The sequence below is a fragment of the Mycolicibacterium sphagni genome (assembly GCF_002250655.1).
Lineage (GTDB): Bacteria > Actinomycetota > Actinomycetes > Mycobacteriales > Mycobacteriaceae > Mycobacterium > Mycobacterium sphagni.
In genome coordinates this window covers 166,343-182,563 of record NZ_NOZR01000002.1, presented here as the reverse complement: position 1 = coordinate 182,563, position 16,221 = coordinate 166,343, and the positions used below count along the sequence as shown (strand labels likewise).

The window sequence follows — 16,221 nt, the reverse complement described above, 5'->3', positions numbered from 1 at the left end:
GTGGCGACCCCGGCACCGGTAGAACCGGCAGGGCCTGCCGAGTCGGGGGCCGCGCCGGGTGGCGTCGCGGTGCGGGCGGCGAGTGCGTGGTGGGTTTTGATCGCCGGCGTTGTCGGGCTGATCTCGTCGGTGACCCTGACGATCGAAAAGATCGAGATCCTGGTGAACCCGGCCTACGTGCCGAGCTGCAGCATCAACCCGGTGCTGTCCTGCGGGTCGGTGATGATCACCCCGCAGGCGTCCGCGTTCGGGTTCCCGAACCCGCTGATGGGTATCGCAGGGTTCTCCGTCGTTGTGGTGACCGGCGTGCTCGCGGTGGCCAAAGTGCGGCTGCCCCGGTGGTATTGGGCGGGCCTGACGATCGGCACAGCGTTGGCCGCGGTGTTCATCCACTGGCTGATTTTTCAGACGCTGTACCGCATCGGCGCGCTGTGCCCCTACTGCATGGTGGTGTGGTCGGTCACCATCCCGCTGTTGGTGGTGGTGTCCTCGATCGCGCTGCGCCCGTTGGGCGGTAACGCGGTCGCCCGGGTGCTCTACACCTGGCGCTGGTCGCTGGTCGCGTTGTGGTTCACCGCGATTATTCTGCTGATCCTGGTCCGGTTCTGGAACTACTGGTCCACGCTCATCTAGAAGTGCCGGCTCGGCGCGGGAGGTAGGGTCCGCCTGTGATCTCCAAAGTCCTCGTCGCCAACCGCGGTGAGATCGCGATTCGCGCGTTCCGCGCCGCCTACGAGATGGGCATCGGAACGGTCGCGATCTATCCGTACGAAGATCGCAATTCGCTGCATCGGTTGAAGGCCGACGAGTCCTATCAGATCGGCGACGTCGGGCATCCGGTGCGGGCATACCTGTCGGTCGACGAGATCGTCGCCACCGCGCTGGCCGCCGGCGCTGACGCGATATACCCGGGTTACGGCTTCCTATCGGAGAATCCGGAACTGGCAGCAGCGTGCACGGCCGCGGGCATCACCTTCATCGGGCCGGACGCATCGATCCTGGAACTCACCGGCAACAAGGCGCGAGCCATCGCCGCGGCCCGTGAAGCCGGCCTGCCGGTGCTCGCGTCGTCGGCACCGTCCTCCTCGGTCGAGGAACTGGTCGAGGCCGCCCAATCAATGCACTTCCCGGTGTTCGTCAAGGCCGTCGCCGGCGGCGGCGGCCGGGGTATGCGCCGGGTCGCCGACCTGTCGGCTCTGGCCGAGGCCATCGAGGCGGCAAGCCGCGAGGCCGAATCGGCGTTCGGGGATCCCACGGTGTTTCTCGAACAGGCCGTGGTCAACCCGCGCCATATCGAGGTACAGATCCTCGCCGACACCTACGGCAACGTCATCCACCTTTTCGAGCGGGACTGCAGCGTGCAGCGCCGCCACCAGAAGGTCATCGAGCTGGCACCGGCGCCCAACTTGGATCCTGCTCTGCGGGAGCAGATTTGCGCCGACGCCGTCGCGTTCGCCCGGCAGATCGGCTACACCTGCGCGGGCACTGTCGAGTTCCTGCTCGACGAGCGTGGCCGGCATGTGTTCATCGAGATGAATCCCCGGATCCAGGTGGAGCACACCGTGACCGAGGAGATCACCGATGTCGACCTGGTGTCGGCGCAACTGCGGATCGCCTCGGGGGAGTCGCTGGCCGATCTGGGCCTGAGTCAGGACGCGATCCAGCCGCACGGTGCGGCACTGCAATGCCGGATCACCACCGAGGATCCCGCCAACGGATTCCGGCCCGACACCGGCCGGATCACCACCTACCGTTCGCCGGGCGGAGCGGGAATCCGGCTCGACGGGGGCACCCACCTGGGCGCGGAGGTCGCCGCCCATTTCGATTCGATGCTCGTCAAGCTCACCTGCCGGGGCCGCGATTTCCCGACCGCGGTGGCCCGGGCCAGGCGAGCGGTCGCCGAGTTCCGCATTCGCGGTGTGTCAACGAATATCCCTTTCCTGCAAGCGGTTCTGGACGACCCGGATTTCCAGGCCGGGCGCGTCACCACCTCGTTCATCGACGAACGCCCGCAGCTACTGACATCGCGCACCTCTGCTGACCGTGGCACCAAGATGCTCAAGTTTCTGGCCGAGGTGACGGTCAACTCGCCCTACCGCGACCGTGACCGGGTGTATCCCCAGGACAAGCTGCCCCCGATCGACATTGCGTCCACCACTCCACCGCCAGGTAGCAAGCAGCGCCTCATCGAGCTGGGCCCCGAGGGATTCGCCACCTGGCTCAAGGATTCCCCGGCCGTCGGCGTGACCGATACGACGTTCCGCGATGCGCACCAGTCGCTGCTGGCCACGCGGGTTCGGACGTCGGGTCTGCTGGCTGTCGCCCCCTACATCGCCAGGTTGACGCCGGAACTCTTGTCGATCGAGTGCTGGGGCGGCGCGACTTACGATGTGGCGCTTCGGTTTTTGAAGGAAGACCCGTGGGAGCGGCTGGCCTCATTGCGCGAGGCGATTCCCAACATCTGCCTGCAGATGCTGCTACGCGGCCGCAACACCGTGGGGTATACCCCGTACCCCGAGGCGGTGACGCACGCCTTCGTCGACGAAGCGACCCGGACCGGTGTCGACATCTTCCGCATCTTCGACGCGCTCAACAACGTCGAGTCGATGCGACCCGCCATTGATGCGGTGCGCCAAACCGGTTCGGCGGTAGCCGAAGTCGCGATGAGCTACACGGGCGACCTGTCCAACCCGGCCGAGACGCTCTACACGCTGGATTACTGGTTGCGGCTGGCTGAGCAGATCGTCGACGCCGGCGCGCATGTGCTCGCGATCAAGGACATGGCCGGCCTGCTGCGCCCGCCCGCGGCGGCGACGCTGGTATCGGCGCTGCGCAGCCGGTTCGACCTGCCGGTGCACGTGCACACCCATGACACTCCCGGTGGCCAGCTGGCCACCTACACCGCGGCCTGGCATGCGGGGGCGAGTGCCGTCGACGGGGCGGCATCGCCGCTGTCGGGAACTACCAGCCAGCCGCCGTTGTCGGCGATCGTCGCCGCTGCGGCGCACACTCCCTTCGACACCGGCCTGAACCTGGACGCGGTGTGCGATCTCGAGCCGTACTGGGAGCTGCTGCGGCGGGTGTATGCCCCGTTCGAGGCAGGGCTGCCCGCATCGACCGGCCGGGTCTACCACCATGAGATCCCGGGCGGTCAACTGAGCAACTTGCGCACACAAGCGATCGCGTTGGGACTCGGCGACCGGTTCGAGGACGTCGAGAACGCCTATGCGGGCGCCGACCGGATCTTGGGCAGGCTGGTCAAGGTGACGCCGTCGAGCAAGGTCGTGGGGGATCTGGCGCTGGCGTTGGTGGGTGCGGGGATCACGGCCGAGGAATTTGCCGCCGACCCCGCGCGCTACGACATCCCCGACTCGGTGATCGGCTTCCTGCGCGGTGAACTGGGCGACCCGCCCGGTGGCTGGCCGGAACCGTTGCGCACCAAGGCATTGGAGGGCCGCGGACCGGCCAAGCCCGAGGAGCCGCTATCGGTCGAGGACGAGAAGCTGCTCGGCGAACCAGGCGCGGCCCGGCAGGCTGCCCTGAACCGGTTGCTGTTCCCGGGCCCCACAAGGGAATTCGAGGCGCACCGCGAGGAGTATGGCGACACGTCGGGGCTGTCCGCCAACCAATTCCTGTGCGGCCTGCGCCACGGGGATGAGCACCGGATCGTGCTCGAGCGCGGTGTCGACCTGATCGTCGGGCTGGAGGCCATCTCCGATGCCGACGAGCGCGGCATGCGCACGGTCATGTGCATCATCAACGGCCAGTTGCGTCCGGTGTTGGTGCGCGACACCAGTATTGCCGAGACCGTGCCGACCGCCGAAAAGGCCGACCGGGCCAACCCCGATCACGTCGCCGCTCCGTTCGCCGGGGTGGTCACCGTCGGTGTGGCCGTCGGCGACGAGGTGGCCTCCGGGCAGACCATCGCCACCATCGAGGCCATGAAGATGGAAGCCGCCATCACCGCACCCAAGGCCGGCACCGTCAACCGCGTCGCCGTCAGCAGCACCGCGCAGGTCGAAGGTGGAGACCTGCTGGTGGTGATCGGTCCGGCGGGCAGGAGCGAAGCGACCGGGGGAACAGGTCCGGCGGGCAGGAGCGAAGCGACCGGGGGAACAGGTCCGGCGGGCAGGAGCGAAGCGACCGGGGGAACAACCTGACCCGCATCGTCGGGGGCAGCGCCGGCGGCCGGCGTATCGACGTGCCCGCCCGCGGAACCCGGCCGACCACCGACCGTGTCCGCGAGGCCCTGTTCAATGTCCTTGCCGCGCGCCGGGATTTCGACGGACTGTGGGTTTTGGACCTCTACGCCGGTTCCGGCGCGCTCGGACTCGAAGCACTGTCCCGCGGTGCCGTCTCGGCATTGTTCGTCGAAAGTGATTCGCGCGCAGCCGCGGTCATCAAAAGCAATATCGCCACACTCGGGCTGCCCGGTGCGACGGTGCGGCGCGGTGCCGTCGCCACGGTGCTGGCGGCGGATGCCGACCGGGCGGTGGACCTGGTGTTCGCGGACCCGCCGTATGACGTCGCGACGGCCGAGATCGAGGCCGTGCTAGACAGTCTCGCCCGCAACGGCTGGGTGCGGGCGGGCAGCGTGGTGGTGGTGGAACGCGCGGCGTCCTCGGCCGAACTGACCTGGCCGTCGACGTGGACAGCATGGCCGGTGCGGCGCTACGGAGATACCCGAGTTGAACTGGCGGCCTGCTAGCGTCTTCGGCTATGAGTGGCGCGGTATGTCCGGGATCGTTCGATCCGGTGACGTTGGGCCATATCGACATCTTCGAACGCGCCGCCGCGCAATTCGACGAGGTGATCGTCGCGGTGTTGATCAACCCCAACAAGAAGGGGATGTTCGACATCGATGAGCGGATCGCGATGATCGAAGAGGCGACTGCCCATCTGCCGAATCTGCGGGCCGAGTCGGGTCAGGGCCTGGTGGTCGACTTCGTCAAACAGCGCGGGTTCACCGCGATCGTCAAGGGCCTGCGCACCGGAACCGATTTCGAGTACGAGCTCCAGATGGCGCAGATGAACAAGCACATCGCCGGGGTGGACACCTTCTTCGTAGCCACCACGCCGCAGTACTCGTTCGTCTCGTCCTCGCTGGCCAAAGAGGTCGCGATATTCGGCGGTGACGTCGCGGCCCTGCTGCCCGAGGCAGTGAATCGCCGCCTGCAGGCCAAGCTCGCTGCGCGCACTGTCTGACAATTGGGTTTGACGCTGAGTGCGCCGAGCACGAGGAAATCGAAGAGTTCACCGAGCTGTCTGCCGAGCCCGCGCCGCGGATCTCAAGCGGATGGCTGCAGCGGTGCGCGCTGCCGAGGCGATCGCGTGAGCCGCCGGCATCCCGTCGGCAATCACGTAACCCCACTGCGGTCGCGGGTGGGGTGTTTCAGTGCGCCGTGCCGAGCAGGCCGGATCGTCGGCCACACTCGTGAATCGGCGTCCACTGGGCGCCGCAGCCCGACATAATCACCAACGGGACGCCCTCTGACCGGTGCGCTTGACGAAAACCTCTTTCCGACACACCGGCTTGCCACCGCTGTCACAGGCGTAACACCAGGCACACTAGTCACTACCAACTACGCCCAGGAGGGTGGCGCCGTGTACCGAGTTTTTGAAGCGCTCGATGAGTTGAGCGCGATTGTCGAAGAGGCCCGCGGCGTCCCGATGACCGCTGGCTGCGTGGTCCCGCGCGGCGACGTGCTGGAGCTCATCGACGACATCAAGGACGCCATCCCCGGCGAGCTCGACGATGCCCAGGATGTGTTGGATGCCCGCGATTCGCTGCTGCGGGAGGCCAAGGAGCATTCCGACTCGATGGTCTCGAACTCCACCGCCGAGGCCGACTCGCTGCTGAGCCATGCCCGGGCCGAGGCCGATCGGCTGCTGGCCGAAGCCAAGTCGCAGGCCGATCGGATGGTGGCCGAGGCTCGCCAGCACAGCGAACGTACTGTTCACGAGGCCCGCGAGGAGACCGCTCGGCTGGCCGCGACCGCCAAGCGCGAGTACGAGGCGGCCACCAGCAGGGCCAAGGCCGAGGCCGACCGGCTGGTGGAGAGCGGCAACATCTCCTACGAGAAGGCCGTGCAGGAAGGCATCAAGGAGCAGCAGCGGTTGGTCTCCGAGACCGAGGTCGTGCAGGCGGCCCACGCCGAATCGACCCGGCTGATCGACACCGCACACGCCGAGGCCGACCGCCTGCGCGGCGAGTGCGACATCTACGTCGACAACAAACTTGCCCAATTCGAGGATTACCTGAACGGAACTCTGCGTTCGGTGAGCCGGGGCCGTCACCAGCTGCGGACCGCCGCGGGAACGCACGACTACGTTCAGCGCTGACCGGCACGGCCCGCGCCTACCGGCTGAATCGGGCCACCCCGGGTTCTAAGATTGAATTCATGGCGACGCCACAGAGTGCCCGACCGAAGCGCAAAGCGCGATCGCCGCTCGTGTTCGACATCTCGAGGCTGGGGCGTCGGCCCGGCGCCATGCTCGAATTGCAGGAGACGGTTCCCAGTCCGTCTCGGATCGGGTTGGACCTGATCGCGATCGAACGCGATGCGGACCTGACCCTGGACCTGCGACTGGAATCAGTGTCCGAAGGAGTGCTGGTCACCGGCACCGTGCGTGCGCCCACCCGCGGCGAGTGCTCCCGTTGTCTGACCCCGATCACCGGCGATGTCGAGATCTCGCTGACCGAACTGTTCGCGTACCCCGACAGCGCCACCGAGAACACCACCGAGGAAGACGAGGTCGGCCACGTTGTCGACCAGACCATCGATCTCGAGCAGTCGATCGTCGACGCCGTCGGCTTGGCACTGCCCTTCGCGCCGCTGTGCTCGCAGGACTGCCAAGGGTTGTGCCCGGAGTGCGGCGTTTCGCTGGCCGCCGAGCCTGGCCATCAGCACGACCAAATCGACCCGCGCTTTGCCAAACTGGCAGGCATGTTTCCCGCTGCAGACGAGGAGAGCACCCCCGAGCGGGGGGCAGGCACTTCGTGAGTCCACCACGCGAGAACCTGCTGGACGCGTTGGGCGTCGAGATGCCCGAAGAGTTGCTGACGCTGGCCCTGACACACCGCAGCTACGCCTACGAGCACGGCGGCCTGCCCACCAATGAGCGGCTGGAGTTCCTGGGCGACGCGGTGCTGGGTTTGACGGTGACCGACGAGCTGTATCACCGCCACCCGGACCGCTCCGAGGGGGACCTGGCCAAGCTGCGCGCCAGCATCGTGAACACCCACGCGCTGGCTGATGTGGCGCGCGCGCTCGCCGATGTCGGGCTGGGCGCGTACCTGCTGCTGGGCCGCGGCGAGGTCAACACCGGCGGCGCCGACAAATCGAGCATCCTGGCCGACGGGATGGAGTCGCTGCTGGGCGCGGTCTACCTGCAGCACGGCATCGACACCGCCCGGAAGGTGATTCTGCGTCTGTTCGGCAATCTGCTGGACACCGCCCCGACGCTGGGTGCCGGGTTGGACTGGAAGACCAGCCTCCAAGAGCTTTGTGCGGCAACGGGTTCGGGGCCGCCATCCTATGTCGTCACCTCCACGGGACCCGACCACGACAAGCAGTTCACCGCAACCGTCGTGGTCGGTGATGACGAGTACGGTACCGGTTACGGCCGTTCCAAGAAGGAAGCCGAGCAGAAGGCCGCAGCGCAGGCGTGGCGGGCCATCACGGACCAACAACCGGATGCCTGAACTGCCGGAGGTTGAGGTCGTCCGGCGCGGCCTGCAGGCCCACGTGTCCGGCAAGTCCATCACCGCGGTGCGCGTGCACCATCCGCGCGCGGTGCGCCGCCACGAGGCCGGCGCCGCCGACCTGACCGCCCGGCTATTGGATGCGCAGATCACCGGGACCGACCGGCGCGGAAAGTACTTGTGGCTCATCCTGTCTGATGACACGGCACTTGTGGTGCACCTCGGGATGAGCGGACAGATGCTGCTGGGCGAAGTCCCCAACACCAACCACCTGCGGATCGCGACGCTGCTCGATGACGGCACCACACTGAGTTTCGTCGACCAACGCACCTTCGGGGGGTGGCAGCTGGCCGACCTGGTGGAGGTCGACGGCAGCCTGGTCCCCGAGCCGGTGGCGCACATCGCCCGCGACCCGATTGACCCGCGCTTCGACCGCGACGCCGTCGTTACGGTCTTGCGCCGCAAGCACTCCGAGATCAAGCGACAGTTGCTGGACCAGACCGTGGTGTCCGGGATCGGCAATATCTACGCCGACGAGGCGCTGTGGCGGGCCAAGATCAACGGCGCGCGGCTGGCCCCGAAGCTGACGCGGCGCGAGCTCGGTGAGCTGCTCGACGCGGCCACCGAAGTGATGCGCGAGGCGCTGGGCCAGGGCGGCACGTCGTTCGACTCGCTGTACGTCAACGTCAACGGCCAGTCCGGCTACTTCGACCGGTCGCTCAATGCGTACGGCCGCGAGCACCTGCCCTGCCCGCGGTGCGGCACTGCGATCCGCCGTGAGAAATTCATGAACCGCTCTTCGTACTTCTGCCCGAAATGCCAGCCGCCTCCGCGGCGTTGACCCTTGTCGAGATCGACGTATTGCCATGATTTACTCGCACTTTCGCGCCCGTTTGGTGGTGTGGGCGTACTCAAGGAGACAGACAGATGACCGACCTGTGGGTGGAACGTACCGGCGTGCGGCGCTACACCGGGCGCAGCAGCCGCGGCGCGGAGGTGCTGATCGGCTCGGAGACCGACGAGGGGGTCTTCACTCCCGGTGAGCTGCTCAAGATCGCGCTGGCCGGCTGCAGCGGCCTGAGCAGTGACCAGCCGCTGCGGCGCCGCCTCGGCGACGACTACCCGGCGGTGATCACCGTCGCCGGCCCGGCCGACCGTGAGCAGGAGCGCTACCCGCTTCTGGAGGAGAAGCTGGAGATCGACCTGTCCGGGCTCTCTCCGGAAGAGGTCGAACGCTTGGTCGTGGTGGTCCACCGCGCGATCGAACAGGTCTGCACCGTGGGGCGCACCCTGAAATCCGGCGCCGAGGTTCACTTCGAGGTGAACGACGTTGGCCGGGCCTGACGTTCGGCTTACCGCGTGGGTGCACGGCCACGTCCAGGGGGTGGGCTTCCGCTGGTGGATGCGGTCGCGGGCACTGGAGCTGGGTTTGACCGGCTACGCCAGTAACCAGGCTGACGGCCGGGTGCTCGTCGTCGCGCAGGGATCGCGCCCGGACTGCGAGCGGCTGTTGGCGCTGTTGGAGGGCGGGGCGGCACCGGGACACGTCGTGACGGTGGTCGCCGACTGGTCGGCTGCCGGTGAGCCATTGCGCGGCTTCGTCGAAAAGTAAGCCACACAAGTAACATTCGTCACTTCAGCCCCGCCCGTTCGGCGGTGCGACGCGCCGGATGACCAGCGCAACTGCCACGGTGACGAACGTCCGGCCAGACACCCGTCATCCCCGCAGCACGGTTGCGCTACCAGCCCCTCATCCGCCGGTAAGGTGGCACCCCGTGTACCTCAAGAGTCTGACGCTGAAGGGATTCAAATCCTTCGCGTCGCCGACGACTCTGCGTTTCGAGCCGGGCATCACCTGCGTGGTCGGCCCCAACGGGTCCGGCAAGTCCAACGTCGTCGACGCGCTGGCCTGGGTGATGGGCGAGCAGGGTGCCAAGACGCTGCGTGGCGGCAAGATGGAGGACGTCATCTTCGCCGGCACCTCCTCGCGGGCGCCGCTCGGGCGCGCGGAGGTGACGCTGACCATCGACAACTCCGATCATGCGCTGCCCATCGAGTACTCCGAGGTGTCGATCACCCGCCGGATGTTCCGCGACGGCGCCGGCGAGTACGAGATCAACGGCAGCAGCTGCCGACTGATGGACGTCCAGGAGCTGCTGAGCGATTCCGGTATCGGCCGCGAGATGCACGTCATCGTCGGCCAGGGCCGGCTCTCCCAGATCCTCGAGTCCCGGCCCGAAGATCGCCGGGCCTTCATCGAAGAGGCCGCCGGTGTGCTCAAACACCGTAAACGCAAAGAAAAGGCGGTCCGCAAGCTCGATTCGATGGGCGCGAATCTGGCACGGCTCACCGATCTGACCACCGAACTGCGCCGCCAGCTCAAGCCGCTGGGTCGCCAGGCCGAGATGGCGCGCCGCGCCCAGACCATTCAGGCCGATCTGCGCGACGCGCGGCTGCGGCTGGCCGCCGACGATCTGGTGAGCCGGCGCGCCGAGTTCGCCGGTGCCGACGACACCGAGACCACGCTGCGCCGCGCGCACGACGAGGCGACCACCCGCCTCGAAGTGGCCACCGAGGCGCTTACTGCGCACGAGGCCGCCGTGGCCACACTGTCGGAACGCACCGATGCTGCCCAGCAGGCCTGGTTCCGGTTCTCCGCCCTCGCCGAGCGGGTCAGCGCCACCGTCCGCATCGCCAACGAGCGCACCCAGTACCTGGACGCCGAACCCACCGCCAGCACCGGCCCCGACCCTGATGCCCTGGACGCCGAAGCCGACGAGGTCGCCGCGCGCGAGCAGGAGCTGCTCGCCGAACTGTCCGAAGCCCAGACCCGGCTGGAGATCGCCCGCGCGGAGCTGGGTGAACGCGAACGCGCTGCCGCCGAGGCCGAACGGGCCCACATGGCCGCCGTACGCGCCGAAGCCGACCGCCGAGAGGGCCTGGCCCGGCTGTCCGGTCAGGTGGACACCCTGCGAGCCCGGGTCGAGTCCATTGACGATGGGGTGGCTCGGCTGACCAACGCGATCGAGGAGGCCGCCGCTCGCACCCAGCACGCCAGGGCCGAGTTCGAGACCGTGCAGAGCCGGGTCGGCGAGCTGGACCAGGGCGAGGTGGGGCTCGACGAGCATCACGACCGTACGATCACCGCGTTGCGGTTGGCCGATGAGCGGGTGGCCGAACTGCAATCCGCCGAGCGTGCCGCCGAACGCCAGGTGGCATCGCTGCTGGCCCGCATCGACGCACTCGCGGTCGGGCTGGAACGCAAAGACGGCTCGGCGTGGTTGACCCAGAACCGCAGCGGCGCAGGACTTTTCGGCACCATCGCCAAGCTGGTCCGGGTGCGCTCCGGCTACGAGGTGGCCGTCGCCGCGGTGCTGGGCGCCGCTGCCGACGCGGTGGCCGCTGATGACTTCGCCGCCGCCAGTTCGGCAGTGCGCGCGCTGAAGGAAGCCGACGGTGGACGTGCCGCAATCGTGTTGGGGGACTGGCCGATTGCGCCGCGCCAGTTCGGCTCGCTGCCGGACGGGGCGGCGTGGGCCCTGGACTTGATCGAGACGCCGTCCCGGCTGCAAGGCGCGATGAACGCAATGCTGTCCGACGTCGCCGTCGTCCAGGATCTGGGTGCGGCTCTGGATCTGGTCGCGGCGCGCCCCACGCTGCGTGCCGTCACTCGCGAGGGCGACCTGGTCGGTGCAGGCTGGGTCAACGGCGGCTCCGACCGCAAGCCGAGCACGCTGGAGATCGCCAGCGAAATCGACAAGGCCAGAGCCGATCTCGCCGCGGCTGAGACACAAGTCGCCGAGCTGTCGGCCGCGCTGGCCGGTGCGCTCAGCGAGCAGGGCAACCGTCAGGACGCCGCCGAGCAAGCGCTGGCCGCGCTCAACGAATCCGATGCCGCGATCTCGGCGATCTACGAACAGCTCGGCCGACTCGGGCAGGAAGCCCGTGTCGCCGAGGAGGACTGGCGCAGGCAGCTGGCCCAGCGCGGCGAGCTCGAGGCAGGCCGGCTGCAGACGGTCGAAGAGCTCACCGATCTGGAGAACCGGCTGGCCGCTGCACAGGACACCCAGACCTCCGTCGACGACGAGCCGGTGGACCGCCAGTACATGCAGGCCGCCGCCGAAGAAGCGCGCGCCGTCGAAGTGGAAGTCCGGCTAGCGGTGCGCACCGCCGAGGAACGCGCGAATGCTGTTCGCGGGCGCGCAGATTCGCTGCGCCGCGCCGCGGCGGCCGAGCGGGAGGCGCGGATCCGCGCGCAGCGCGCCCGCGCCGCCCGCGAACACGCCGCCGCGGTCGCCGCCGCGGTGGCTGAGTCCGGCCGCCGCGTCGCCGAGCACCTGTCCGGAGTGGTCGCGGCGGCGTCCCGCCGCCGCGACGGTCTGGCCGCCGAGCGTCAGCAGCAGGCCGCCGCGATGGCGGCAGCCCGCGAAGAGGTGACCGCGCTGAACAGTCGCATCACCGCGCTGACTGATTCGCTGCACCGCGACGAGGTGGCCAAGGCGCAGGCGGCCATGCGTATCGAACAGCTCGAGCAGACGGTACTCGAGCAGTTCGGCATGGCCCCCGACGATCTGATCGCCGAGTACGGCCCCGAGGTGACGTTGCCGCCCTCCGAGCTGGAGATGGCCGAATACGAGCAGGCCAAGGAGCGCGGCGAACAGGTGACCGCGCCCGCGCCCATGGTGTTCGACCGACCGACCCAGGAGCGTCGCGCCAAGCGGGCCGAACGCGAGCTGGCCGAGCTGGGCCGGGTGAATCCTCTTGCGCTGGAGGAGTTCGCGGCGCTGGAGGAGCGCTACAACTTCCTGGCCACGCAGCTGGAGGACGTCAAAGCCGCCCGCAAGGACTTGCTCGACGTGATCGCCGACGTCGACAACCGGATCCTGCAGGTGTTCGCCGAGGCCTACGCCGACGTCGAGCGCGAGTTCGAGCAGGTCTTCTCGGCGTTGTTCCCCGGCGGGGAAGGCCGGCTGCTGCTGACCGACCCCAACGACCTGCTGACCACCGGCGTGGAAGTGGAGGCCCGCCCGCCAGGCAAGAAGGTCAAGCGGCTCTCGCTGCTGTCCGGTGGGGAGAAGTCGCTGACCGCGGTGGCGATGCTCGTGGCCATCTTCCGCGCCCGCCCGTCCCCGTTCTATGTCATGGACGAGGTCGAGGCCGCGCTCGACGACGTGAACCTGCGCAGGCTGATCGGGCTGTTCGAGCAGCTGCGGTCGCAGTCCCAGCTGATCGTCATCACCCACCAGAAGCCGACGATGGAAATCGCCGACGCGCTCTACGGCGTCACGATGCAGGGCGACGGCATCACCACCGTCATCTCGCAGCGCATGCGCGGCGAAGAACTGGTGTCGGCCGCCACCTAGCGGCGGTGCGGGACACCGGTTCCCGACGTGTTTGCTATCGCTTCTGCTCTGGCTCTACTGTGTTCGTCGGGTTCAAGCAGCAGCCTTTCGGAATACGTTATCGCCCGGCATCCGGGCATTAATCGTCGAAGGGTAGCTGTGCACGTTTACGATCCCCGCCTGCACTGGGTGGGCAGAACTGCCGTCGTCAGCGTGTCAGGAGCCTTGGATCTACTGACCGCGCCCGGTCTGGACCAGTTTCTCGCCAGCACACTGCAGCAGGGACCCGCCAGCCTGATCATCGATCTGACCGACGTGGATTTCCTCGGCTCGGCGGGCATGCAGGTACTCGTCGACGTTCACGGCGCCACCACACCCGATATCGGGTTTGCCGTGGTCGCCGACGGTCCGGGCACCAGCCGGCCGTTGACGCTCATCGGCCTGACCGAGGTGTTCGACGTGGTCTCGACACTGCAGCTCGCCGTCGACGGGCTCAGCCGAGAGGCGTGAGGCTCAAACCCCGCAGTGTGGGCAGGTCGGGCGCTCCGCAGCCGTGCAGGCAGACCCGCAGCTCCTCGATGAACCCGTGCAGCGCGTCGATCGCCGCGGCGGGCGACTCGATGGCGGGGGCCAGTAGCGGGCGGGCCAGCGCGACCATGTCGGCGCCCATCATCAAGGCCTTGGCGGCGTCCACGCCGGTGCGGATACCACCGGAGGCCACCAGCGGCACGCCCGGCAGCGTCGCCCGCACCTCGGTGAGCGCCTGTGCGGTCGGTACGCCCCACTCGGCGATCGCCGGGTGGCGGACCTCGCCATAGCGCACCAGCTGCTCGACCCGCGCCCACGACGTCCCGCCCGCACCGGCGACATCCACCGCGGCGATCGGCAGGCCACGCAGCCGCTCAGCGGCCGCCGCACCGATCCCATGGCCGACCTCTTTCAGCAACACCGGGAACGGCAGCTCCTCAGCGAGGCGGCCTAACCGCTCCAGCGAGCCGGTGAAGTCGGTATCGCCGTTGTCCTGCATCGCCTCCTGCAGGGGATTGGTGTGCACCGCCAGCGCGTCGGCGCCGATGCGGTTCAGCGCCGCAGTCAGTGTGGGAGTCAGGGCGTCGGAGAGCTGGGCCAGGCCGATATTGCCGATCAGTAAGACGTCGGGTGCCAACTCGCGCACCTCGAAAATGGTTGCGGCAGAGTCATTATCGAGCATGATGCGCTGCGAACCGAGCATCATGCCGATGCCCAGTTTCTGGGCCGCCTCGGCCAGGTTGCGGTTGATCGTGCCCGACAGTTCGGCCCCGCCGGTCATGGCGCCGATCAGAACAGGCGCTCGAAGCGGGGCGCCCAGGAAGGTGGTTCTCAGGTCGACGGCGCCCAGGCTGGTCTGAGTCAGCGCGTTGTAGGGCAGCCGGTAGCGCTCGAAGCCGGTCGTCACTGTCTGGTAGGAAACAGGCCCGTGCAGGCAGGCGTCGATGTGGCGCAGCTTCCGGTTTGCCATCGGCGCAGACACCCCCGGCCCGCTGGGTTCGGTGGAATCCATGCCCACTCAGGTACCCCGTTGTGAAGGCGTGGCACGGCTCATCTCCGCGCCCTGAAACAATGGCACGGTGTCAGAGGGTCTCTGGATCGCTATCGCGGTCATCGCTGTCCTGGTTATCGCTGCACTCGTCGTCGGGCTGGTGCGGTTCCGGCGGCGTCAGATCAGTCTGCGCCCCGGCTCAGAGAGTCCCACACCGATCGACCGATCCGGCGGATACAGCGCCTCGTCGGGCATAACTTTCACACAATCGCCCACGGTCGACGCTTCCGGCGGGCGGGAGCGTGGCGACTCGGGGATTGGCACGGGGCTCCCCGGGGTCGGCGACGATGCGGCCGTGCCGCGCGACTCGGTCAAGCGGCCGATCGCCGACGTACGACTGCCCGAGCCGCCGGTAGTCATCGAGGAGCCCGCGGCTGAGGAGCCCGCGGCTGAGGAGCCCATAACTCCGCCGGAAGCCCCAGCCCCGGAAGCCCCAGATGTCGAGGTCGTCGCGCCTGCTGCTCCCGACATCGAGGCCATCGCGCCTGCCGAAGGCCGCTTGGAGCGCCTGCGTGGGCGGCTGGCCAAATCGCAGAACGCGCTGGGGCGCAGCATGCTCGGCCTCCTCGGCGGCGGCGACCTCGACGAGGCCTCCTGGGAAGAGGTCGAGGACACCCTGCTGATCGCCGACCTCGGACCGGTGGTCACCGCATCGGTGATGGAACAGCTGCGCAGCCGGCTCGCGAGCAGCACCGTGCGCACCGAGGCCGACGCCCGCGCAGTCCTGCGCGACGTATTGATCACCGAACTCAACCCCGCTCTGGACCGCTCGATCAAGGCGCTGCCGCACGCCAACAAGCCGTCGGTGCTACTGGTTGTCGGCGTCAACGGGACCGGCAAGACCACCACCGTCGGCAAGCTGGCGCGGGTCTTGGTGGCCGACGGGCGCCGGGTCGTACTCGGTGCGGCCGACACCTTCCGTGCTGCGGCCGCCGACCAACTGCAGAGCTGGGGGTCGCGGGTCGGGGCCGAGGTGATCCGCGGCGCTGAGGGCGCCGATCCCGCGTCGGTTGCCTTCGACGCGGTGGACAAGGGCATCGAGGCCGGAGCCGACGTCGTCGTGATCGACACCGCCGGGCGACTGCACACCAAGACCGGTCTGATGGACGAACTCGGCAAGGTCAAACGAGTGGTCAGCAAACGTGCGGCCGTCGACGAGGTGTTGCTGGTGCTCGACGCGACGATCGGCCAGAACGGTCTGGCTCAAGCCAGAGTGTTCGCTGACGTCGTCGACATCACCGGGGTGGTGCTGACCAAACTCGACGGCACTGCCAAGGGCGGCATCGTCTTCCGCGTGCAGCAGGAACTCGGTGTGCCCGTCAAGCTCGTCGGCTTGGGCGAGGGTCCAGACGATCTCGCGCCATTCGAGGCTGACGCGTTCGTCGATGCGCTGCTCGGGTAGTCGTAATTCCGTTCTGAGCGCGGCAAATTGCGGGATGTAACACCGGCGAAACGATTAACGCTGATCCGTTCACATATGCGAAACACCTAGGCGTCTTAGCTGAAACAACCACTGCGCATTGTCTTGGCCTAGGTCAACGGTGCCTAACCGTGGCATGGGTGAAGGAGAAACTGCGAGTGGATGGATTTCCCGT

At 68.0% G+C, this 16,221-nt stretch carries 13 protein-coding genes and 1 pseudogene; 13 read left to right on the top strand and 1 reads right to left on the bottom strand.

Features of this window, described 5'->3' with window-relative positions; all coding sequences use genetic code 11:
* From CG716_RS02890 to CG716_RS02835, 12 genes and pseudogenes are all read left to right on the top strand, one after another.
* The gene (locus CG716_RS02890) at positions 1–633 is read left to right on the top strand and encodes a vitamin K epoxide reductase family protein (RefSeq protein ID WP_094476604.1); all 633 of its coding nucleotides are present in this window, start codon (positions 1–3) and stop codon (positions 631–633) included.
* 35 nt (positions 634–668) lie between these two features.
* Positions 669–4,046, top strand: a pseudogene (locus CG716_RS02885) (pyruvate carboxylase); the annotation flags it as partial.
* A 110-nt stretch (positions 4,047–4,156) separates the two neighbouring features.
* Positions 4,157–4,708 (top strand): 16S rRNA (guanine(966)-N(2))-methyltransferase RsmD, encoded by a 552-nt coding sequence (rsmD, locus tag CG716_RS02880; protein WP_094476602.1) that lies wholly within the window; start codon positions 4,157–4,159, stop codon positions 4,706–4,708.
* A gap of 11 nt (positions 4,709–4,719) precedes the next feature.
* The gene (gene coaD, locus CG716_RS02875) at positions 4,720–5,205 is read left to right on the top strand and encodes a pantetheine-phosphate adenylyltransferase (RefSeq protein ID WP_094476257.1); all 486 of its coding nucleotides are present in this window, start codon (positions 4,720–4,722) and stop codon (positions 5,203–5,205) included.
* 399 nt (positions 5,206–5,604) lie between these two features.
* Entirely contained in the window at positions 5,605–6,342 is a 738-nt protein-coding gene (gene sepIVA / locus CG716_RS02870; protein WP_094476255.1) for a cell division protein SepIVA, read from the top strand.
* A gap of 59 nt (positions 6,343–6,401) precedes the next feature.
* Positions 6,402–7,004, top strand: a complete 603-nt coding sequence (locus CG716_RS02865) for a YceD family protein (protein WP_094476253.1) — start codon at positions 6,402–6,404, stop codon at positions 7,002–7,004.
* 41 nt (positions 7,005–7,045) lie between these two features.
* Positions 7,046–7,705, top strand: a complete 660-nt coding sequence (gene rnc / locus CG716_RS02860) for a ribonuclease III (RefSeq protein WP_275988179.1) — start codon at positions 7,046–7,048, stop codon at positions 7,703–7,705.
* Positions 7,698–8,546: a DNA-formamidopyrimidine glycosylase gene (gene mutM / locus CG716_RS02855; RefSeq protein WP_094476249.1), complete on the top strand. Its 849-nt coding sequence runs from the start codon at positions 7,698–7,700 to the stop codon at positions 8,544–8,546. Before rnc ends, mutM begins: the two co-directional genes overlap by 8 nt.
* Before the next feature lie 86 nt (positions 8,547–8,632).
* Positions 8,633–9,049: an OsmC family protein gene (locus CG716_RS02850; RefSeq protein ID WP_094476247.1), complete on the top strand. Its 417-nt coding sequence runs from the start codon at positions 8,633–8,635 to the stop codon at positions 9,047–9,049.
* A complete protein-coding gene (locus CG716_RS02845; RefSeq protein ID WP_094476245.1) occupies positions 9,036–9,317 on the top strand; it encodes an acylphosphatase in 282 nt (93 codons plus the stop codon). The genes CG716_RS02850 and CG716_RS02845 overlap by 14 nt, the downstream gene beginning before the upstream one ends.
* A 163-nt stretch (positions 9,318–9,480) precedes the next feature.
* Positions 9,481–13,068, top strand: a complete 3,588-nt coding sequence (gene smc / locus CG716_RS02840; protein ID WP_094476243.1) for a chromosome segregation protein SMC — start codon at positions 9,481–9,483, stop codon at positions 13,066–13,068.
* A 138-nt stretch (positions 13,069–13,206) separates the two neighbouring features.
* Positions 13,207–13,557, top strand: coding sequence for an STAS domain-containing protein (locus tag CG716_RS02835; RefSeq protein ID WP_094476241.1), 351 nt, complete (start codon positions 13,207–13,209; stop codon positions 13,555–13,557).
* Here the strand turns inward: CG716_RS02835 and fni are convergent.
* A complete protein-coding gene (gene fni, locus CG716_RS02830; RefSeq protein WP_094476240.1) occupies positions 13,541–14,587 on the bottom strand; it encodes a type 2 isopentenyl-diphosphate Delta-isomerase in 1,047 nt (348 codons plus the stop codon). The two genes, CG716_RS02835 and fni, sit on opposite strands and share 17 nt — an antisense overlap.
* A gap of 67 nt (positions 14,588–14,654) precedes the next feature.
* On the opposite strand from fni, the gene ftsY reads away from it, so the two are divergent.
* Positions 14,655–16,028: a signal recognition particle-docking protein FtsY gene (gene ftsY / locus CG716_RS02825; RefSeq protein ID WP_094476238.1), complete on the top strand. Its 1,374-nt coding sequence runs from the start codon at positions 14,655–14,657 to the stop codon at positions 16,026–16,028.
* The last annotated feature ends 193 nt before the right edge of the window (positions 16,029–16,221 follow it).

Excerpts from the sequence above, each read along its gene's own strand:
- coaD (WP_094476257.1), top strand. The coding sequence starts at position 4,720 with ATGAGTGGCGCGGTATGTCCGGGATCGTTCGATCCGGTGACGTTGGGC.
- CG716_RS02865 (WP_094476253.1), top strand. The coding sequence starts at position 6,402 with ATGGCGACGCCACAGAGTGCCCGACCGAAGCGCAAAGCGCGATCGCCG.
- rnc (WP_275988179.1), top strand. The coding sequence starts at position 7,046 with ATGCCCGAAGAGTTGCTGACGCTGGCCCTGACACACCGCAGCTACGCC.
- mutM (WP_094476249.1), top strand. The coding sequence starts at position 7,698 with ATGCCTGAACTGCCGGAGGTTGAGGTCGTCCGGCGCGGCCTGCAGGCC.
- CG716_RS02850 (WP_094476247.1), top strand. The coding sequence starts at position 8,633 with ATGACCGACCTGTGGGTGGAACGTACCGGCGTGCGGCGCTACACCGGG.
- fni (WP_094476240.1), bottom strand. The coding sequence starts at position 14,587 with ATGGATTCCACCGAACCCAGCGGGCCGGGGGTGTCTGCGCCGATGGCA.